The following is a 19,812-nucleotide window of genomic DNA, read 5'->3' as shown; positions in this document are numbered from 1 at the left end:
CCCTATGAGGGGCGAACCCAGTTGCCCGAAGTGTGGTGGCCGGGTCAGGGCTCCCGGCCTCTTTGCCGATTCCTGGCAGTGCGATGTGCACGGCACGGTGCATCCGCTGCAGCCCGTGATCCCGCCCAGCGTCGAGGCCCTCGGTGTGGTCGTGCACCGCGCCCGGGTACCGGTGTGGATGCCGTGGCCGCTGCCGGTCGGCTGGCTGTTCACCGGAGCGGCGTTCGCGGGGGACGACCGCAGCGGGGGCAGGGCCACCGCCATCGCCTGCTCGGGGCCCGGACCGCTGGGCGGCATGGGTGAGCTGATCCTCGTCGCCGAGGAGCTGGGCGTCGGCCTCGGCGCGCGGTACGCGGGCATGGACGGCCCCGACCCCGGCCCGTACATGAGCGTCGAGAAACCGCCTCAGGCGAAGGTCCTCGCGGCCGGCCGGCCCACCCCGCTCTGGCATGTCACCGGCTCACCCGACGACCGCGCCGTGTTCGCGGGCGAGGCGCGGGGGCTGTGGCTGTGGGCGGTCGTGTGGCCCGAGCAGACCGGGCTGCTGATGTACGACGAACTGGTCCTGACGGATCTGCGCGACGCGGGCGCCGAGGTCGACCTGCTGCCGTGCGGAGCGTTGTCGCCGCGCATCCTGGAGCCGTAGCCCGGGCCCTCGGGGGCCCGGGCGGCGTGTGCCGTGCGCCCTGAGGCGGGGAGCGTCGCGGGCCCTCGATTTGCTTCAAGGGTGTCCGGGTGGCGCGAGGGTGTAGGGGGTGCTCCCCCGGTGCAGGTGTGACAGAGGGGGGTCGGTTCCCGCTATCCTTGAGCGTCCCGACCGTCCCGTCACCGCCTGGAGTCCGCGTAGTGCGTATCGACCTGCACGCCCACTCCACCGCTTCCGACGGTACGGACACCCCCGCCGAGCTGGTGCGCAACGCGGCCGCCGCCGGTCTGGACGTCGTGGCGCTGACCGACCACGACACCACGCGCGGCCACGCCGAGGCGATCGCCGCACTGCCCGAGGGGCTCACCCTCGTCACCGGCGCCGAACTCTCCTGCCGGATCGACGGCATCAGCATGCACATGCTGGCCTACCTCTTCGACCCCGAGGACGCGGCCCTGCTCGCCGAGCGCGAACTGATCCGGGACGACCGGGTGCCGCGGGCCCAGGGGATGATCGCCAGACTCCGGGAACTCGGCGTGCCGATCACCTGGGAGCAGGTGGCGCGCATCGCGGGCGACGGCTCGGTCGGCCGCCCGCACGTCGCCTCCGCGCTGGTCGAGCTGGGCGTCGTCGACAGCGTCTCCGACGCCTTCACCGAGCAGTGGCTGGCCGACGGGGGCCGCGCCTACGTCCCCAAGCACGAGACCGACCCCTTCGAGGCGATCCGGCTGGTCAAGGGGGCTGGAGGCGTCACCGTCTTCGCGCACCCCGCCGCCGCCAAGCGGGGCCGGACCGTACCGGAATCGGTCATCGCGGAACTGGCCGGCGCCGGTCTCGACGGCATCGAGGTCGACCACATGGACCACGAGCCGGCCACCCGGGCACGGCTGCGCGGCCTGGCCTCCGAACTGGGGTTGCTGACCACCGGCTCGTCCGACTACCACGGCAGCCGCAAGACCTGTGTGCTCGGGGAGTTCACGACCGACCCCGAGGTCTACGGGGAGATCACCCGCCGCGCCACCGGGGCGTTCCCGGTACCGGGCGCGGGTGGAGCCGTCTGACTCCCCGGACGTTCCGCGCCACACGGGTCCCGCTGAGCCGCCCCTGACCGCCGCGCGCCCTCTGCCGAGGTCGCACCGGCGGGCCGGTACGCGTCGGGACCGGTACGTGAGGCCCGTACGGACCTGCCCGGTGCCGTAACCCTCCTGGTACGCCCTCTGCCGCCTCCTCCGGATCGCGCGCGCTCCCGCGCCCGCGTCCGGTCCGGCGGGATGTCACGTGCGTCCTGGTGCGCCGCCGGGTCACGTTCCCGGTGACCCGGTCCTCTCGGGGCCGGGTCCGGCCGCGCCGGTCGTGCCGCCCGTTCCGCCTCGCGGAATCGGACGTGGCGCCCGGTGCGTGCCGTCGGACCGCGGTCGTGCCGTCTGTTGCGTGTCGGCGCACCGGTCGTGTGCGGCTCGTTCCGTGCCGCGGGACCGGTCGCACCGGCCGGTCCGTGTCCCGGGACCGCTTATGCCCCCCGTTCCGCGCCGCGGGACGAACTGCCCGAAACGGTGGCCGGAAGACCCGCCCACCTCCTCCCACCACCTCGCAAGGCTTCCCTCACCATGTTCGACGTCGCCGTCTTCGGCTCCCTGTTCCTCACGCTCTTCGTCATCATGGATCCCCCCGGGATCACCCCGATCTTCCTGGCGCTCACCGCCGGCCGCCCCGCCCGGGTGCAGCGGCGGATGGCCGTCCAGGCGGTCTGCGTCGCCGGCGGCGTCATCACCGTCTTCGGGCTCCTCGGACACCAGATCCTGGACTACCTGCACGTCTCCGTGCCCGCGCTGATGATCGCGGGCGGACTGCTGCTCCTGCTCATCGCGCTCGACCTGCTCACCGGCAAGACGGACGAGCCGAAGCAGACCAAGGACGTCAACGTCGCCCTCGTGCCCCTCGGCATGCCGCTGCTGGCCGGGCCCGGCGCGATCGTGTCCGTGATCCTCGCGGTGCAGAAGGCCGACTCGGTCGCCACCCAGGTCTCCGTGTGGACCGCGATCCTCGCGATCCACGTCGTGCTGTGGGTCGTGATGCGCTACTCGCTGCTGATCATCCGCGTCATCAAGGACGGCGGAGTGGTCCTGGTGACCCGGCTCGCGGGCATGATGCTCTCCGCCATCGCGGTGCAGCAGATCATCAACGGCGTCACCCAGGTGATCCACGGGAGCTGACGGCCCGGCGTGGCGTCCGCGTCGCGTATACGAACGGAGCCCCGCACGGCATGTCGCCGTGCGGGGCTCCGAAGTCTGTGAAGCGTCTGCTGTCCGCTACGCCCTTCGCGTCCACGAGGCGCTTTCGGCGCGTCCTCGTACGGCGGAGCGGACGGTCGTCGTCGTTACGAGGCGGTGGTGTCGGCCGGGCGGATCCACAGTCGCTGCCCGATGGCGGCGGCCTGCTGAACGATCCGGTTGACGGAGGCGGCGTCCACGACAGTGCTGTCCACGGGCGTGCCGTCGACATCGTCGAGTCGCATGATTTCGAAGCGCATGGGCTTCTCCCTTCGTCTGGTCATCCTCCTGAGGAGAACTACTTGAGTGTGTGGCGAGCGAGGCATCTCTGCACTCGCTCACACAGGGAGTCAACGGGGTGTGTGTTACAAACATTCCCTACGCTAAGGAAATTTTTCGAGAACCTAATTACCCGCGGGTAGCCCGGGTGGCGGAGACCGAACGGCGCCGGTTGTGTTCGCAGCGTGACCGCCGGGACAATGGGCAGCGATGAACGACGACCACGCGGCCCTGGCCGCCCGCATAGACCGTACGAACGAGCTCCTGCAGCGCATGCTCGCCGAGGTCGCGAAGACCCCCTCCACCCACGCGATCTTCGTCGACGCCGGATATCTGTACGCGGCCGCGGGGCGCCTCGTCGCCGGCACGGAGGACCGCCGTTCGTTCGACCTGGACACCGAGGGCCTCATCGAGGCACTCATCGACCGTGCCCGCACGATCTTCGCCGACAGCCGGCTGCTGCGCGTCTACTGGTACGACGGAGCACGGCGCCGCATCCACACGGCGGAACAGCAGTCCATCGCCGAACTCCCGGACGTGAAGGTCCGGTTGGGCAACCTGAACGCCAACAACCAGCAGAAGGGCGTCGATTCACTCATCCGCTCGGACCTGGAGTCCCTCGCCCGGCACCGCGCCATCAGCGACGCGGCCCTGCTCGGCGGCGACGAGGACCTCGTCTCGGCGGTCGAGGCGGCGCAGGGCTACGGCGCCCGGGTCCACCTCTGGGGCATCGAGGCGCCGGAGGGCGGCAACCAGGCCGAGCCGCTGCTCTGGGAGGTCGACAGCCAGCGCACGCTCGACCTCGACTTCTTCAAGCCGTATGTGGCCCGGCGGACCGCCCAGTCGTACGATCCGGCGGCGGCGGTCCGGCCCACCCGGGAGGACGTGCGCTTCGTGGGCGCCCAGATCGCCGCGAAGTGGCTGGCCGCCCGCGGCCGCGAGTCCCTGGCCGAGCTGCTGCCGGGGCACCCCTATCTGCCCGGCTCGGTCGACCAGGACCTGCTGGTCGAGGCGGAGGGCCTGCTCCAGTACTCGCTGCGCGGCCAGTCGGACCTGCGCCGCGCCCTGCGGGACGGCTTCTGGGAGCACCTTCAGGGGCAGTACTAGCCGCCGCCGCCGGAGGCCCGCTGACGGCGTCCGTGGCGGTGGCGGTCGGGGCAGCCGGTCGCGTCAGCCCGAGCCGTCGGGAGCGCTCGTGGGCCGCGTGCCGTCCCAGAACGCGGCCAGGGCGTGGGCGGTCTCCAGCGGCTGGTCGGCGTTGGGGGAGTGTTCCGCGCCCTCCACGACCGTGCGGCGCGCGTCCAGCCGTACGGCCATCGCGTCCAGCAGGGCGACCGGCCAGGTGTCGTCGTGCTCGCCCGACAGCACATGCTTCGGGAGCGGGACGGCGGCCAGTTCGGCGACCCGGTCGGGCTCCTGGCAGAGCTGGCGGCCCGTGGCGACGAGCTGGGCGGGACTGTTGCCGAGCCAGCGGCGGCGCAGGTCGGCGAGGTCGTCGAGCCCCGCGTCCAGCCCGCCCGTGTCGGTCTCCTCGGGGGACTCCATCGCCTGGATGGCCTCCCACACCTCGGCCATGCTCATCACGGCCAGCGCGTCCCGCAGCAGCTTGACGCGCTGCTGCTGCGTCGAGGAGATCTGCGCGGGGCCGGAGGCCATGAGCGTCAGGGACACGAACGGCGACGCGTCGAGCAGCACCGCGGCACGGGCTATCTGTCCGCCGAGCGAGTGCCCCACGAGGTGCAGCGGAGTGCCGACGGCCGCGGCCTGCGCGAGCACGTCCTGCGCCAACTCGCTCTGAGCGTAAGCCGATTCGTCGTCACGAGGTCCGTCGGTCTCGAACTGTCCGCGCCCGTCCACGGCCACCGTCCGGTAGCCCGCCGCAGCCAACGGCACGTGCAGCGCGATGAAGTCCTCCTTGCTGCCGGTGAATCCGGGCAGCAGCAGGGCGGTCCCCTTGGGCCGCCCGTGTGGCGAGGCGTCGAGCACGGCGAACTCGCCGCGCGCGGTGGACAACCGGTACGCGCGGACACCGGCGGGCGGAACGAACGTGTAGGGCCTGCTCATGCCGAGGAGGCTATCGGGCGTCGGCGACGGCCGCTCGACGGGTGCGTTGCCCCCGGGCCCGTCCCCGGTGAAGTCCGCCGCGGTCCGGCGGCGGAGGCGGGGCCGGGAAACGCCGACGGCCCGGCCCCACCGGATGGGGGACCGGGCCGTCGAACGAGAGATCAGCTCTCCGTGGGCTCCGTGGCCGCGGCCTTGCGGGTGCGGCGGCGCGTGGCGGGCTTGGCCTCCGTGGCTTCGGCGGCCTGGGCCGGGATCTCGGCGTCGGCGACGGCCTTGCGGGTGCGTCGGCGCACGGGCTTGGCCTCGGTGTCGGTCGCCTCGGCGGCCTCGGTGGTCGCGGCCTTGGCGCGGGTGCGCCGCGGCTTGGTGACCGTCTCGGTGACCTCGGTCGCGGGGGCCTCGACGGTGTCGACGGCGGCCTCCGCTGCCTTGCGGGTCCGGCGGCGCGCGGGCTTGGCCGGAGCCTCGACGGCCTCGACGGCCTCGACGACCTCGGTGACCGTCTCGGCGGCGGGTGCCGTCTCGACCGTCTTGCGGGTGCGGCGGCGGGCCGGCTTGGCCGGAGCCTCGGCGACGATCTCGGCGGCGGCGCTCTCGACGACCGCCTCGGCGGCGGTCACCACGGCCTCCGCCGTCTCGACGGCGGTCGCGGCGCTCCTGCGGGTCCGGCGACGGCGCGGCGCGGCCGGCTCGTCGGTGACGCCCTCGGCCGTCGCCACGGCGGATTCCGCGGCCTCGGTCACGGGGGCGGCGGCCGCCACGGCCTCGCCCGTTCCACCGCGCGTGCGCCGACGGCGGCGCGGCGTGCGGGGCTCGTTGCTCTCGACGGACGCGGGCGACTCCGAGGACGCCGGAGCGGCCGTGGACGCGGACGTCTCCTCCGCGGGCGCTCCGTTGCGCGTACGACGGCGCTGGCGGGGCGTACGCGGAGCGCGCTCACGCTCGGTGGTCGCCGGCGCGGCCGAACGGCCACCGCGGCCACGCGGGCCGCCACGGCCACCGGTCTCGCCCAGGTCCTCGACCTCCTCGGCCGCGAGCCCGGCGCGGGTGCGCTCGGAACGCGGCAGGACACCCTTGGTGCCGGCCGGGATGCTGAGCTCCTCGAAGAAGTGAGGAGAGGTCGAGTACGTCTCCGGCGGGGCCGGGAAACCGAGGTCCAGCGCCTTGTTGATGAGCTGCCAGCGCGGGATGTCGTCCCAGTCGACGAGGGTGATCGCGATGCCCTTGGCACCCGCGCGGCCGGTGCGGCCGATGCGGTGCAGGTACGTCTTCTCGTCCTCGGGGGACTGGTAGTTGATGACGTGGGTGACACCCTCGACGTCGATACCGCGGGCGGCGACGTCGGTGCAGACGAGGACGTCGACCTTGCCGTTGCGGAAGGCGCGCAGCGCCTGCTCGCGGGCACCCTGGCCGAGGTCGCCGTGGACCGCGCCGGATGCGAAGCCGCGCTGCTGGAGCTGGTCGGCGAGGTCCGCCGCCGTCCGCTTGGTGCGGCAGAAGACCATCGCGAGACCGCGGCCGTCGGCCTGCAGTATGCGCGAGACCATCTCCGGCTTGTCCATGTTGTGGGCGCGGTACACGAACTGCTTCGTGTTCGCGACCGTCGCGCCCGAGTCGTCCGGCGCGGCGGCGCGGATGTGGGTGGGCTGCGACATGTAGCGGCGCGCGAGACCGATGACCGCGCCCGGCATGGTCGCCGAGAACAGCATCGTCTGACGGCGGGCCGGCAGCATGTTCATGATCTTCTCGACGTCGGGCAGGAAGCCCAGGTCGAGCATCTCGTCGGCCTCGTCGAGGACGAGCGCCTTGATGTGCTTGAGGTTGAGCTTCTTCTGGCCCGCGAGGTCCAGCAGTCGGCCCGGGGTGCCGACGATGACGTCGACGCCCTTCTTCAGGGCTTCCACCTGGGGCTCGTACGCACGGCCGCCGTAGATGGCCAGGACGCGTACGTTGCGGACCTTGCCCGCGGTCAGCAGGTCGTTGGTCACCTGGGTGCACAGCTCGCGCGTCGGGACGACGACGAGGGCCTGCGGGGCGTCGGTGAGCTGCTCGGGCTTGGCCCGGCCCGCCTCGACGTCCGCGGGGACGGTGACGCGCTCCAGCAGGGGGAGGCCGAAGCCCAGCGTCTTGCCGGTGCCGGTCTTGGCCTGGCCGATGACGTCGGTGCCGGAGAGGGCGACCGGGAGGGTCATCTCCTGGATGGGGAAGGGGTTGACGATTCCGACGGCCTCAAGGGCCTCGGCGGTCTCAGGAAGGATTCCGAGCTCTCGGAAAGTCGTAGTCAGGGTGCTGCCTCTTCTGTGTACGCGGTGCGAGGCGAACGCGGGGGTCGTGTCGGGACCGTGCCGGGGACGTCGGCCGCTCTTGACGGGCGGGCCGGGTGGCATGGGACCACTGCCGACGCTCGAGCTCTCGTGCCGCTGAGGGTTCCCTCCGGATGTCGTACGCAATGTGCCGTACCGACGTGGAGGGCTGTCGGGTCGGAGCCGATCGGGCCACCGACCGGGCATCCTCATTCGTGCGGCCCGTCGAATACTCGCCGGGCGCATTACCACCATACCCCGGATTCGCGCACATGCGATGGCCGATTTGGTCACGTAGTCGTCGTCACACAGGTTGACCAGGGACTTCCCTCGTGCTGTGAGCGGGCTATTGTGCGCTTCATGACGACGCCTGACAACGCCGCTGAGAAGCCCGCCGAGGCCCCCGCCGACACCGCCCCCGCGGCCACCGGAGTCGCCGCGCAGAACTGGGAGACGGCCTCGGCCGAGCCCCAGTACCGCGCCGCGGTCGTGGATCTGCTCGGAGCGCTCGCGTACGGCGAGCTCGCGGCGTTCGAGCGGCTCGCGGAGGACGCCAAGCTGGCGCCCACGCTCAGCGACAAGGCGGAGCTGGCGAAGATGGCGTCCGCCGAGTTCCACCACTTCGAGCAGTTGCGGGACCGGCTCGCCGCGATCGGTGCCGAGCCGACGCAGGCGATGGAGCCCTTCGTCGCCGCGCTCGACGGCTTCCACCGGCAGACGGCCCCCTCGGACTGGCTGGAGGGGCTCGTCAAGGCGTACGTCGGCGACTCGATCGCCAGTGACTTCTACCGTGAGGTCGCGGCCCGCCTCGACTCGGACACCCGCGGGCTCGTCCTCGGCGTCCTCGACGACACCGGGCACGCCGGTTTCGCCATCGAGAAGGTGCGCGCCGCGATCGACGCCGACCCGCGCGTGGGCGGCCGGCTCGCGCTGTGGGCGCGCCGGCTGATGGGCGAGGCCCTGTCCCAGTCGCAGCGCGTGGTCGCCGACCGCGACGCCCTGTCGACGATGCTCGTGGGCGGCGTGGCGGACGGATTCGACCTCGCCGAGGTCGGCCGGATGTTCTCCCGGATCACCGAGGCCCACACCAAGCGGATGGCCGCGCTGGGCCTGGCTGCCTGAGGCCTTGGCCGGGCCGGGGGTCTAGGCGCGCGGTTCGCGGTCGCGGGGCCTTCGCAGGGGCCTACGCGGTCGCCGAGCGGCGTCGAAAACGCTCCTCGGGGCGCAGCAGCAAGGACAGCAGCGCCGCCGAGACCGCCACCGCGCCGAGAAGAATGGCCAGGAAGTGGCCGGAGCCCAGTGCCGAGTGCGTCAGGAAGGCACCGAACAGGGCTCCCGCCACGCCGGTCGACAGGACCAGACTGCGGGACGGCAGCCGGTGGGGCAGGCGGTACGAGGCCGCCCATGCCAGCGCGAGACCGATCAGCGCGGAGCCGAACGCTTCCAAGAACATGGTGGGGGTCCCTCCCGCACGGCCGGTGCAAATCGGTCGTAGCCGGTCCTACCCCTGACGATCGGAACGCAACCCTCCCTGCCGCCCGGCATGTGCTCCATCTGCGGAGGTGAGGGAGCGGGGACGGGCGTGCGCACGGGAAGGGCCCGGTGACATCGTCACCGGGCCCTTCCCGTACTGCTGCGTGGTTCAGTCGCCTTACAGGGCGCTGAATCCGACCTTGCGCTGCGTGGGCTCGCCGAGCTCCACGTACGCCAGCCGGTCGGCCGGAACCAGGACCTTGCGGCCGTGGTCGTCCACGAGGCTCAGGAGCTGCGACTTGCCGGCCAGCGCCTCGGACACCGCGCGCTCGACCTCTTCCGGGGTCTGACCGCTCTCCAGAACGATCTCGCGGGGCGCGTGCTGCACGCCGATCTTGACCTCCACGGCTTTGTCCCTCCGACGGTCAGTCATGTGCGCGTTCGTACGCGCCGTACGCAGCACACATTAGCCCGGCGAGGGGACGCGCACGCTCCGCCCGGGAACGCCAGGAGCGAACAGCCGACGGGAACAAAGAAGCGGCCGGGGGCGAGCCCCGGCCGCTTCCTCCGCGTCGGTGTTCCGGAGATCCGGTGGACCGGCGGTCCGTCGGATCAGTGGTGGTCGGTGCCGTGCAGCGGGAATCCCGCGATGCCCCGCCAGGCGAGCGAGGTCAGAAGCTGCACCGCCTGGTCGCGCGGGACGCTGCGGTCGCTGTGCAGCCAGGAACGGGCCACCACCTGGGCCAGACCGCCGAGGCCCGAGGCCAGGAGCATCGACTCCGCGCGCGAGAGACCCGTGTCCTCCGCGATGACGTCACAGATCGCCTCGGCGCATTCGTGCGTCACCTTGTCGACGCGCTCGCGCACCGCCGGCTCGTTGGTCAGGTCGGACTCGAAGACCAGCCGGAACGCGCCGCCGTCGTCCTCCACGTACGCGAAGTAGGCGTCCATCGTGGCGCGGACGCGCAGCTTGTTGTCCGTGGTCGACGCGAGCGCCGCCCGTACGGCCAGAAGCAGGGACTCGCAGTGCTGGTCGAGCAGGGCGAGGTACAGATCGAGCTTTCCCGGGAAGTGCTGGTAGAGAACCGGCTTGCTGACTCCCGCGCGTTCGGCGATGTCGTCCATGGCGGCCGAGTGATATCCCTGCGCAACGAAAACTTCCTGGGCGGCGCCGAGGAGCTGGTTGCGCCGGGCACGGCGCGGCAGGCGAGTGCCCCGCGGGCGTGCTGCCTCTGTCTGCTCGATGGCTGTCACGCCGCCTCCCAATGTTGTCCACGTGCGGTGTGCGCCGCGCCGCCATCGTACTTTTCGGTAACCCTGCTGTGTGCGGTGCGAGCGCAGAATTTCACGGACCGGACCCCGACCGGGACGGCGCACAGTGTGCCGAAGGGGACGAGCTGGGCATCGTGCGGCCGTGGCGGCCCTGATCAGCGATGTCCGATCACCTGCGGACGTCGGCTCGCGGGTGGATGCCGGGCCGCCTTCGTGGCCGCCGGGTCACCTGTAGTCGTCCTCGTTCAGACGGACGACCCGGGCCTGCTCGGCCAGATCCCCGTCGTCGGCGTTGAGGCGGTCGCCCGGGGGTTCCGGGTCGACGTCGTCCGCGGGGTCCAGCTCCGCGGACTGCTCGGCGGCGTCGGCCTCCGGGGCCTCCGCGTCGGGGATCTCCCGGAACTGGTCGTCGAACGTTCCGGGGTCTGTCGGGTCGACTGTCATGGTTCCTCTTCCCGAACGGTACGAGTGCGCTCCTGTGTGCCGGACGAGTGCCCTCGTTCGAAGCCTAGGAGACACGCGATCCGGACGCTATGCGATCCGGCCGCGATCTGTGACGGCGAACACATGAGCCCCGGCGTGATCGTCTCGTAACATTGCGGCATGTCTTCGACCGAACTTCCTTCCGCGCCGGCCGCGAGTCTCACGCCGCGGGTCGGCGCCGTCAGGGTCGCCGAGGGGGAGCGACTGCGATCGGTCGGGCTGCCCGGCATGACCCTGACGATCCGGTCGAGACCGCCGGCCCGCGAGGGACTTCCGCCCGCGCTGTACGTGCACGGTCTGGGCGGCTCCTCGCAGAACTGGTCGGCGCTGATGTCCGAGCTCGACGGGGTCGTGGACAGCGAGGCCCTCGATCTGCCGGGCTTCGGGGACTCGCCGCCGCCGGACGACGGCGACTACTCGGTCACCGGACACGCGCGCGCGGTCATCCGCCATCTCGACGCGTCCGGACGCGGGCCAGTACATCTTTTCGGCAATTCCCTCGGTGGAGCCGTCACCACGCGCGTCGCGGCGGTGCGGCCCGACCTCGTCCGGACGCTCACGCTGGTGTCTCCCGCGCTGCCCGAGATCCGGGCCCAGCGCACCGCCTGGCCGACCGCTCTGCTCGCCCTGCCCGGGGTGGCGGGACTGTTCACGAGACTCACCAAGGAATGGAGCGCTGAGCAGCGCGTACGGGGTGTGCTGGCCCTCTGTTACGGCGACCCCGGCATCGTCACTCCCGAGGGGTTCCGTCACGCGGTCGAGGAGATGGAGCGGCGGCTCGCCCTGCCCTACTTCTGGGACGCCATGGCACGTTCGGCGCGCGGGGTCGTGAACGCCTACACGCTCGGCGGGCAGCACGGATTGTGGCGTCAGGCCGAACGGGTGCTCGCCCCGACGCTCCTGGTCTACGGCGGCCGGGACCAACTTGTCGGCTACCGTATGGCGCAGCGCGCGGCCCGTGCCTTCCGCGACTCCCGGCTGCTGTCCCTGCCGGAGGCGGGGCACGTCGCCATGATGGAGTATCCGGAGACGGTCGCCACCGCCTTCCGTGAACTCCTGGCGGACCAGGGGGAGTTGACCTCTTCGGTGGCAATCGGCGCGGAGAGCTGAGGCGGGAAGTGGGACGACACAGTCGTCGGGGGCGGGCCGGCAAGACGGACACCGCGCAGACGCGGGCGGTTCCGGCGGAGGATGCGGCACCCGCTCCGGCACCGGGCCCGGACGGCGCCCGCCGCGCGACGACCCGTCCGCCGGGTTCCCTGGGTCCCTACCCGCCGGCGAGCGGCACCCCGCAGCGCGGCGCACCACGCTTCCCCGACGGGACCCCGGCGCACGGCGTCCCCCGCTTCCAGGGCGGCACCCCGGCGCAGGGCGGGCCACGTCTTCCCGACGGGACCCCCGCGCACGGTTTTCCGCGGGTGGCGGACGGCACTCCCGCGCGTGGGGTGCCGCGGTACGCGGACGGGACCCCGGCGCACGGCGTTCCCCGCTTCCAGGGCGGAGCCCCGGGTCAGGGCGGGCCGCGTCTTCCCGACGGGACTCCCGCGCACGGCGTTCCCCGCTTCCAGGGCGGAGCCCCGGGGCAGGGCGCACCGCGTTTCCAGGCCGGCGCCCCGGGTCAGGGCGGGTCGCGTCTTCCCGACGGGACTCCGGCGCACGGTTTTCCGCGGGTGGCGGACGGCACTCCCGCGCGTGGGGTGCCGCGTCACGGCGACGGGACTCCGGCTCATGGATCCCCGCGTCTCCCGGAAGGGACCCCGGCCCACGGGACCCCGCGTCTTCCCGACGGGACCCCCGCCCATGGAATGCCGCAGGTGCGCGGTGGGCATCCCGAGCAGCGTGAGCAGGGCGGCGGCTGGGGGGAGTCCGGGGCCGGCGCGGCTTCTCAGGGCGCGCCCGCCGGAGCGCGGGTGCCCCGGCAGCGTCATCAGGCCGGGGCCGGACCCCGGCAGGCGTACGTCGACGCGTTCGACCTCGACGAGGGGCAGGACGGCGGCACGGCGGGGCGGACGGCAGCGTCTCGCGCCGCCGGGCTCGACGACTCCGCCGGCCGGAACGCCCGGTCCGCCGTCACCGACGACCGCCCGCTGCCGGAGACCGGCGAGCAGGGTGAGGCCAAGGCCCGTAAGGGGTGGGCGTTCACCGGGATCGCCGCGGCAGCCGTCACCACGGTGCTGGCCGTCGTCGTGGCCGGACAGATGGCCACGGGAGGGCACGACGCCGACGCGCGGGCGCAGACCGCGGACAGCGGCGGCCGGACGACCCAGGACTCCGCCTCGCGGGGCGACGACCGGCCGACCCAGTCGGGGCAGCCGCAGGTGGCCGCGGCGCCCCTGACGTACGACCAGCAGATGGCCAGGACGTACCCGCTGGGGGAGAAGCTCAAGGCGTCGGGGAAGTTCGCCGCGGTGCCCGGATTCGTCAAGGCGCCCGGCAAGGGACACAAGTACACCTACCGCGTCGACATCGAGCAGGGCCTCGACCTCGACGGCGCGCTCTTCGCGGACGCCGTGCAGAAGACCCTGAACGACAAGCGGAGCTGGGCGCACGGCGGCGCCCGGACCTTCGAGCGGATCGACTCCGGCACACCGGACTTCGTCATCACGCTGGCGAGCCCCGGCACCACCGCCGAGTGGTGCGCCAAGTCGGGGCTCGACACCACGGAGGACAACGTCTCGTGCGACTCGGCGTCCACCGAGCGCGTCATGATCAACGCATACCGCTGGGCCCAGGGCTCCAAGACCTACGGCTTCGGTGACGAGATTCACGCCTACCGGCAGATGCTGATCAATCACGAGGTCGGCCACCGGCTCGGATACGGCCACGTCAGCTGCGAGAAGGACGGCGAGCTCGCCCCGGTCATGCAGCAGCAGACCAAGTTCCTCGACCACGACGGAATCCACTGCCGGCCCAACCCCTGGCCCTATCCCACGAGTTGACGGAAAGCGCGCGCACCGCTTTGACATGCGGAAAAAGATCGTTCATATTTTCCGCATGTCCTCCCGTCACGCCTCCGTTCGCGCCGCCATCGAGCTGGCGCTCATCGGCGTGACCGCGCTCTGCGTGGCCGACATCCACTGTTGCTGACGCCCGCCCCAGGCGAGTGCGTCGCTTTCCTTCCCGTCTTGTTCCCGTGCGCCCCTGAACCTCCGCGGTTCCGCGCGCCCGTGCCCCTTTCGGCCCGGTCGGACTCCGACGCCTGACGCCCTGGGCGAGCTCCGCGCTCCGCCGTCTCACTCCGTGTCATTCCGTCTCAGTATTCGAGTCATCCGAGAGGTCGTCTTCCGATGCGTCAACCGTCCGTCACAGCGCGCCGCGTGGCCGCGGCATCCGTCAGCCTGATCGTGGCAGCGGGCGCCGCCGCCTGCGGGCCGAAGGACAACGATGCCAAGAGCTCCGGAGGCGACTCCCAGCCCCACAAGGGCGGCACGCTCACCGTCCTGAACTCCAACCCGCAGTCGGACTTCGACCCCGCGCGGCTCTACACCTCCGGCGGCGGCAACGTGCCCTCGCTCGTCTTCCGCACGCTCACCACCCGCAACCGTGAGAACGGGGCCGCGGGTGCCCAGGTCGTCCCCGACCTCGCCACGGACACCGGCCGCCCGAGCGAGAACGCGACCGTGTGGACGTACACCCTGAAGAAGGGCCTCAAGTTCGAGGACGGCACGCCGATCACCTCCGCCGACATCAAGTACGGCATCGAGCGCTCCTTCGCCGCGGAACTCTCCGGCGGCGCGCCCTACCTGAGGGACTGGCTGATCGGCGGCGCCGACTACCAGGGTCCCTACAAGGACAAGAAGGGCCTCGACTCGATCGAGACGCCGGACGCGCTGACCATCGTCTTCCACCTGAACAAGCCCGAGGGCGAGTTCCCCTACCTGGCCACGCAGACGCAGTTCACGCCCGTCCCCAAGGCCAAGGACACCGGCACCAAGTACGAGGAGCACCCGGTCTCCTCGGGCCCGTACAAGGTCGTCAAGAACGAGAACGACGGTGAGCGCCTCACCCTGGAGCGCAACACCCACTGGTCCGCCTCGACCGACGCCGAGCGCAAGGCGTACCCGGACACGATCGACGTACGGTCCGGTCTGGACTCCTCCGTGATCAACCAGCGGCTGTCCTCCTCCCAGGGCGCCGACGCCGCCGCCGTCACCACGGACACCAACCTCGGCCCGGCCGAGCTCGCCAAGGTGACCGGGGACAAGGAGCTGGCCTCGCGCGTCGGCACCGGGCACTTCGGCTACACGAACTACCTCGCCTTCAACCCGAAGGTGAAGCCGTTCGACAACCCGAAGGTGCGCCAGGCGATCTCGTACGCCATCGACCGCACCTCGGTGATCAACGCGGCGGGCGGCTCGTCCCTCGCCGAGCCGGCCACGACGTACCTGCCGAACCAGAAGTCCTTCGGCTACACGCCCTACGACCTGTTCCCGGCGGGTGCCTCCGGCAACGCGGCCAAGGCCAAGGAACTGCTCGCGCAGGCCGGCTACAAGAACGGCCTGAGCATCACGCTCACGCATTCCAACAGCAAGGACTTCGAGACCAGCCCCGAGATCGCGACCGCGATCCAGGACGCGCTCAAGAAGGCCGGCGTCACGGTCAAGCTCCAGGGTCTGGAGGAGAACGACTACAGCGACAAGATCCACAGCGCGAAGGACGAGCCGGGCCTCTTCCTCGCCCACTGGGGTGCCGACTGGCCTTCCGGCGGCCCCTTCCTGGCCCCCATCTTCGACGGCCGGCAGATCGTGAAGGACGGAGCCAACTTCAACTCCGGCTTCCTCGACGACAAGTCGGTCAACGACGAGATCGACGCGATCAACAAGCTGACCGATCTCGACGAGGCCGCCAAGCGCTGGGGCGCGCTGGACAAGAAGATCGGCGAGCAGGCCCTGACCGTGCCGCTGTTCCACCCCGTCTACAAGCGCCTGTACGGCGAGGGCGTCAAGAACATCGTGATCAGCGACTGGACCGGCGTTCTGGACATCTCCCAGGTCGCGGTGAAGTAGCGCCGTGAGCGAGGCACTTGTCGCCTCCCCGGCCCCCGCGGCGGATCCGTCCGCCGCGGGGGCCTCGGGGGCCCGTCAGTTCTGGCGGCGGCTGCGTGCGCAGCGCGCCGCCCTCGTCGCGGCGGCCGTCGTCGCGCTGCTCGTCCTGATCGCGCTCGCCGCGCCGCTGCTCACGGCGATCGAGGGCCAGGACCCCACCACCTACCACCCCTCGCTGGTGGACTCCGCGCGCGGCGGCGTCCCGGTCGGCCCGCTCGGCGGCATCGGCGCGGACCACTGGCTCGGCGTCGAACCCCAGACCGGCCGCGACCTGTTCGCCCGTCTCGTCTACGGGGCCAGGGTCTCCCTCGGCGTCGCGCTCGCCGCGACCGTGGTGCAGGTCCTCATCGCCGTCGTCGTCGGTGTCTCGGCGGCCCTCGGGAACCGCTGGGTCGATCAGGTGCTGAGCCGGATCACCGAGATCATCGTCGCGCTGCCGCTGATGATCATGTCCTTGGCGCTGCTGGCGATCGTGCCCGGCAGCTTCCCGCGCCCCGTCCTGGTCGCCCTCGTCATCGGTCTGATCGCCTGGGGCACCCTCGCGAAGATCGTGCGCGCGCAGACGCTCACGCTCAAGCAGCTCGACTACGTCGCCGCCGCGCGGCTCAGCGGCTGGGGCACCTGGCGGATCGCCCGCCGCGACCTGCTGCCGGGCCTCGCCGCCCCGCTCATCACCTACTCCGCGCTCCTCGTGCCGGCGAACATCGGCGTCGAGGCCGCGCTGTCCTTCCTCGGTGTCGGCGTGAAGCCGCCGACTCCGTCCTGGGGACAGATGCTGACCTCCGCCGACGTCTGGTACCAGGCGGCGCCCCAGTACCTGCTGCTGCCCGCGGGCGCGCTCTTCGTCACCGTCCTCGCCCTGACCGTCCTCGGCGACGGCGTGCGCACGGCCCTCGACCCCCGCGCGGCCTCCCGCCTGCGCGTCGGCACGGGCCGCAAGGCGGAGGCCAGGGCCGACGCGAGCGGGAACCCGCGGAGCGACGGCGACCCGACCGTGCCCCACCAGGGCACTCCCGGCACGGATCTGCCCGGCGCGTCCGGGGTGTCCGCCGACGGGTCGAAGGAGGCCACGGCATGAACGGCTTCACCGGGTTCGTCCTGCGCCGGACCATCGCGACCGCGGTCACCCTTCTCGCCATCTCGGTGATCGTCTACGTCGTCTTCTACGCCACCCCGGGCAACGTCGCCCAGATCACCTGCGGCCCGCGCTGCTCGCCCGTCCAAGTGCACCAGGTCGCCCAGCAGTTGCACCTCGACGACCCGTTGTACGTGCGCTACTGGCACTTCCTCCAGGGACTCCTCGCCGGCCAGGACTACTCGACCGGCACCTCGGTCCAGCACTGCCCGGCGCCCTGCCTCGGGCTGTCGTACCAGACGGACCAGCAGGTCACCCGGCTGATCCTGGCGAAGCTGCCGGTCAGCCTGTCGCTGGTGTTCGGCGCCATGCTCGTATGGCTCGTGCTCGGAGTCGGCACCGGTGTCCTCTCCGCGTGGCGGCGCGGCCGGCTCAGCGAGCGGGTGCTGACCGGACTCACCCTCGCCGGCCAGGCCACGCCCGTCTTCGTCATCGGTCTGATCCTGATGATCGTCGTCTGCGGCCAGCTCGAACTGCTGCCCTTCCCGCAGTACGTGAACTTCTCCGACGACCCCGAACAGTGGGCGTGGAACCTGGTGCTCCCCTGGCTCTCGCTCGCCCTCGTCGAAGCCGCCGCGTTCGCCCGGCTGACCAGGGCCTCGATGCTGGAGACGCTGGCCGAGGACCACATCAGGACCTTCCGCGCGTACGGCGTGGGGGAGCGGTCGATCATCGGGCGGCACGCCGTCCGGGGAGCGCTCGCCTCGATCATCGCGCTGAACGCCAACACCTTCGGGTCGGCGGTCGGCGGCGCCGTGCTCACCGAGACCCTGTTCGGACTGCCCGGCATCGGCCAGGAACTGGTGCACGCGGTGAACGTCGTCGACCTTCCCGTGGTCGTCGGCATGGTCCTGGTCATCGGCTTCTTCGTGGTCATCGCCAACGCCGTCGCGGACGTGCTCTACGCGGTGGCCGACCGACGGGTGGTGCTGGCATGAGCGACTCTTCCCCGACCCTGTCCGCGGTCGACCGAGTGGAGGCGGGCTCCTCGCCCGGCACCTCGCCGGACCCCTCCGCGGCCTCCGCCCCGGCCGTATCCGCCGCCCCGCTGGTCGACGTGCGTGACCTCGTCGTCGACTTCGGGGGGCTGCGCGCCGTCGACGGGATCTCCTTCCGGCTGGAGAAGGGCGCCGCCCTCGGCCTGGTCGGCGAGTCCGGCTCGGGCAAGTCCACCGTGGCGTCGGCCCTGCTGGCGCTGCACCGGGGCACCGGAGCGCACGTCGACGGCACGGTCCGCGTGGCCGGCGTCGACGTCCAGCGGGCGTCCGACGACGAACTGCGCGGGCTGCGCGGCGGGAAGGCCGCCATGGTCTTCCAGGACCCGCTGTCCTCCCTCGACCCGTACTACGCGATCGGCGACCAGATCGCCGAGGTGTACCGGGTGCACGCCAAGGCGTCCCGGCGGGCGGCACGCGCGCGTGCGGTGCGGGTACTGGACCGCGTCGGCATCCCCGACGCCGCCCGCCGGTCCCGCTCGCGCCCGCACGAGTTCAGCGGCGGTATGCGCCAGCGCGCCCTCATCGCCATGGCGCTGGCCTGCGAACCCGAGCTCCTGATCGCCGACGAGCCCACCACCGCGCTCGACGTGACCGTCCAGGCGCAGATCCTCGACCTCCTGCACACCCTGCGCCGCGAGACCGGGACCGGACTGCTGCTGGTCACCCATGACGTCGGGGTCGCGGCCGAGAGCGTCGACGACATCCTGGTCATGCGGCACGGACGCGCGGTGGAGCACGGCCCGGTGCGTGAGGTCCTCGGCGCGCCCCGGGAGCCGTACACCCGCGAACTCCTCGGCGCCGTCCCGCGCGTGGACACCCCGCGGTCCGGCGGCCTCGTGCGGCCGGACGACGTCGAGGGGCCGGACGACGTCGAGGGGCCGGGCGATGCCACAAGACCGGGCGACGCCACCGGTCCGGGCGACGTCGTCCTCGAAGCGGCCGGGCTCCGCAGGGAGTTCGGGCGCGGGAAGCGGCGGTTCGCCGCCGTGGACGACGTGTCCCTGAGCGTCTGCCGGGGCGAGACCCTCGGCATCGTCGGCGAGAGCGGCAGCGGGAAGACGACCCTGGGACGGATGCTGGTCGGGCTCCTGGAGCCCACCGCCGGCGTGGTCCGCCACGAGGGGCGCGAACAGTCCGGCGTCCGCCCCTCGGTGCAGATGGTCTTCCAGGACCCCGTGTCGTCCCTCAACCCCCGGCGCAGCGTGGGCGAGTCCATCGCCGACCCGTTGCGGGCGCGCGGCGACCGGGACGAGGCGCGCGTCCGGGGACGCGTGCGGGAACTGCTGGAGCGCGTGGGGCTCGACGGGGCGCACTACGACCGCTACCCGCACGAGTTCAGCGGCGGACAGCGCCAGCGTGTGGGCATCGCACGGGCGCTGGCCGCGGAACCTCGGGTCATCGTGTGCGACGAACCGGTCTCCGCGCTCGACGTCACCACCCAGGCCCAGGTCGTCGCCCTGCTCGGTGAACTGCAGCGGGAGCTCGGACTGGCGCTGGTGTTCGTGGCCCACGACCTCGCGGTCGTACGCCAGGTCAGCGACCACGTGGCGGTGATGCGGCGCGGCCGGATCGTCGAGCACGGTCCCGCCGACGAGGTCTACGAGCGCCCCCGCGACCCGTACACCCGGCAACTGCTGGCCGCCGTACCGGCACTCGACCCGGAGGTCGCGGCACGCCGCCGCGCGGAGCGCGAGGAACTGTCCCGGCGTGATCCGTACGCGCGGGGCCCGCGGGCACGTGCCCGCGTGAACGCGTAGCGCTACGAAACGCGGCCTGCGCGGGAAAGTTACGACCGTTCACCCCTTTTGGTGGTGCGATGGACAACCGTCCGTCGCACCACCGCC

19 protein-coding genes are annotated in these 19,812 nt (G+C 72.1%); 12 read left to right on the top strand and 7 right to left on the bottom strand.

Features of this window, described 5'->3' with window-relative positions:
• The first annotated feature begins 4 nt into the window (after positions 1-4).
• The 3 genes from ACFRIC_RS20745 (at position 5) to ACFRIC_RS20735 (ending at position 2,859) form a co-directional block, all read left to right on the top strand.
• Positions 5-646, top strand: a complete 642-nt coding sequence (locus ACFRIC_RS20745; RefSeq protein WP_382787697.1) for a DUF6758 family protein — start codon at positions 5-7, stop codon at positions 644-646.
• A 200-nt stretch (positions 647-846) separates the two neighbouring features.
• The gene (locus tag ACFRIC_RS20740; protein WP_382787695.1) at positions 847-1,707 is read left to right on the top strand and encodes a PHP domain-containing protein; all 861 of its coding nucleotides are present in this window, start codon (positions 847-849) and stop codon (positions 1,705-1,707) included.
• A 546-nt stretch (positions 1,708-2,253) separates the two neighbouring features.
• Positions 2,254-2,859, top strand: coding sequence for a MarC family protein (locus ACFRIC_RS20735; protein WP_103548086.1), 606 nt, complete (start codon positions 2,254-2,256; stop codon positions 2,857-2,859).
• Positions 2,860-3,023: 164 nt separating this feature from the next.
• Here ACFRIC_RS20735 and ACFRIC_RS20730 read toward each other — a convergent pair whose 3' ends face one another.
• Positions 3,024-3,176 (bottom strand): hypothetical protein, encoded by a 153-nt coding sequence (locus tag ACFRIC_RS20730; RefSeq protein WP_020136747.1) that lies wholly within the window; start codon positions 3,174-3,176, stop codon positions 3,024-3,026.
• 229 nt (positions 3,177-3,405) lie between these two features.
• On the opposite strand from ACFRIC_RS20730, the gene ACFRIC_RS20725 reads away from it, so the two are divergent.
• A complete protein-coding gene (locus ACFRIC_RS20725) occupies positions 3,406-4,302 on the top strand; it encodes an NYN domain-containing protein (protein ID WP_382787692.1) in 897 nt (298 codons plus the stop codon).
• A gap of 63 nt (positions 4,303-4,365) precedes the next feature.
• On the opposite strand, the gene ACFRIC_RS20720 is transcribed toward ACFRIC_RS20725, so the two are convergent.
• Positions 4,366-5,259, bottom strand: coding sequence for an alpha/beta fold hydrolase (locus ACFRIC_RS20720; RefSeq protein WP_382787690.1), 894 nt, complete (start codon positions 5,257-5,259; stop codon positions 4,366-4,368).
• Positions 5,260-5,420: 161 nt separating this feature from the next.
• Positions 5,421-7,451, bottom strand: a complete 2,031-nt coding sequence (locus ACFRIC_RS20715) for a DEAD/DEAH box helicase (protein ID WP_382787688.1) — start codon at positions 7,449-7,451, stop codon at positions 5,421-5,423.
• Between the two features lie 471 nt (positions 7,452-7,922).
• Here ACFRIC_RS20715 and ACFRIC_RS20710 point away from each other — a divergent pair, with 471 nt between their 5' ends.
• Positions 7,923-8,684 carry a ferritin-like fold-containing protein gene (locus ACFRIC_RS20710; protein ID WP_382787686.1) on the top strand — a complete coding sequence of 254 codons (762 nt, stop codon included), beginning with the start codon at positions 7,923-7,925 and terminating at the stop codon, positions 8,682-8,684.
• Positions 8,685-8,745: 61 nt separating this feature from the next.
• Here the strand turns inward: ACFRIC_RS20710 and ACFRIC_RS20705 are convergent, their stop codons facing one another.
• The 4 genes from ACFRIC_RS20705 to ACFRIC_RS20690 all read right to left on the bottom strand — a co-directional run bounded on the left by ACFRIC_RS20705 (position 8,746) and on the right by ACFRIC_RS20690 (position 10,751).
• A complete protein-coding gene (locus ACFRIC_RS20705) occupies positions 8,746-9,015 on the bottom strand; it encodes a hypothetical protein (protein ID WP_382787684.1) in 270 nt (89 codons plus the stop codon).
• 198 nt (positions 9,016-9,213) lie between these two features.
• Entirely contained in the window at positions 9,214-9,441 is a 228-nt protein-coding gene (locus tag ACFRIC_RS20700) for a DUF3107 domain-containing protein (protein ID WP_028801993.1), read from the bottom strand.
• 206 nt (positions 9,442-9,647) lie between these two features.
• Positions 9,648-10,289 (bottom strand): TetR/AcrR family transcriptional regulator, encoded by a 642-nt coding sequence (locus tag ACFRIC_RS20695; RefSeq protein ID WP_361688809.1) that lies wholly within the window; start codon positions 10,287-10,289, stop codon positions 9,648-9,650.
• A 243-nt stretch (positions 10,290-10,532) separates the two neighbouring features.
• Positions 10,533-10,751 (bottom strand): hypothetical protein, encoded by a 219-nt coding sequence (locus ACFRIC_RS20690; protein WP_351859124.1) that lies wholly within the window; start codon positions 10,749-10,751, stop codon positions 10,533-10,535.
• Positions 10,752-10,910: 159 nt separating this feature from the next.
• Here ACFRIC_RS20690 and ACFRIC_RS20685 point away from each other — a divergent pair, with 159 nt between their 5' ends.
• The 7 genes from ACFRIC_RS20685 to ACFRIC_RS20655 all read left to right on the top strand — a co-directional run bounded on the left by ACFRIC_RS20685 (position 10,911) and on the right by ACFRIC_RS20655 (position 19,725).
• Complete coding sequence (locus ACFRIC_RS20685) at positions 10,911-11,900, top strand: alpha/beta fold hydrolase (RefSeq protein WP_382787681.1); 990 nt, start codon at positions 10,911-10,913, stop codon at positions 11,898-11,900.
• A gap of 308 nt (positions 11,901-12,208) precedes the next feature.
• Positions 12,209-13,729, top strand: coding sequence for a DUF3152 domain-containing protein (locus ACFRIC_RS20680; RefSeq protein WP_382787679.1), 1,521 nt, complete (start codon positions 12,209-12,211; stop codon positions 13,727-13,729).
• A gap of 55 nt (positions 13,730-13,784) precedes the next feature.
• Positions 13,785-13,877 carry an Ms4533A family Cys-rich leader peptide gene (locus ACFRIC_RS20675; protein ID WP_318658278.1) on the top strand — a complete coding sequence of 31 codons (93 nt, stop codon included), beginning with the start codon at positions 13,785-13,787 and terminating at the stop codon, positions 13,875-13,877.
• Between the two features lie 200 nt (positions 13,878-14,077).
• Positions 14,078-15,796: an ABC transporter substrate-binding protein gene (locus tag ACFRIC_RS20670; protein ID WP_382787677.1), complete on the top strand. Its 1,719-nt coding sequence runs from the start codon at positions 14,078-14,080 to the stop codon at positions 15,794-15,796.
• Between the two features lie 4 nt (positions 15,797-15,800).
• Positions 15,801-16,913, top strand: a complete 1,113-nt coding sequence (locus ACFRIC_RS20665; RefSeq protein WP_382787675.1) for an ABC transporter permease — start codon at positions 15,801-15,803, stop codon at positions 16,911-16,913.
• A complete protein-coding gene (locus ACFRIC_RS20660) occupies positions 16,910-17,908 on the top strand; it encodes an ABC transporter permease (RefSeq protein ID WP_382787673.1) in 999 nt (332 codons plus the stop codon). The genes ACFRIC_RS20665 and ACFRIC_RS20660 overlap by 4 nt, the downstream gene beginning before the upstream one ends.
• A complete protein-coding gene (locus tag ACFRIC_RS20655; protein ID WP_382787671.1) occupies positions 17,905-19,725 on the top strand; it encodes a dipeptide ABC transporter ATP-binding protein in 1,821 nt (606 codons plus the stop codon). Before ACFRIC_RS20660 ends, ACFRIC_RS20655 begins: the two co-directional genes overlap by 4 nt.
• Positions 19,726-19,812: the final 87 nt, after the last annotated feature.

The organism is Streptomyces sp. NPDC056738, assembly GCF_042790435.1.
In the GTDB taxonomy this organism is placed as follows: Bacteria; Actinomycetota; Actinomycetes; order Streptomycetales; family Streptomycetaceae; genus Streptomyces.
This window is presented reverse-complemented; position numbering and strand designations above follow the sequence as displayed.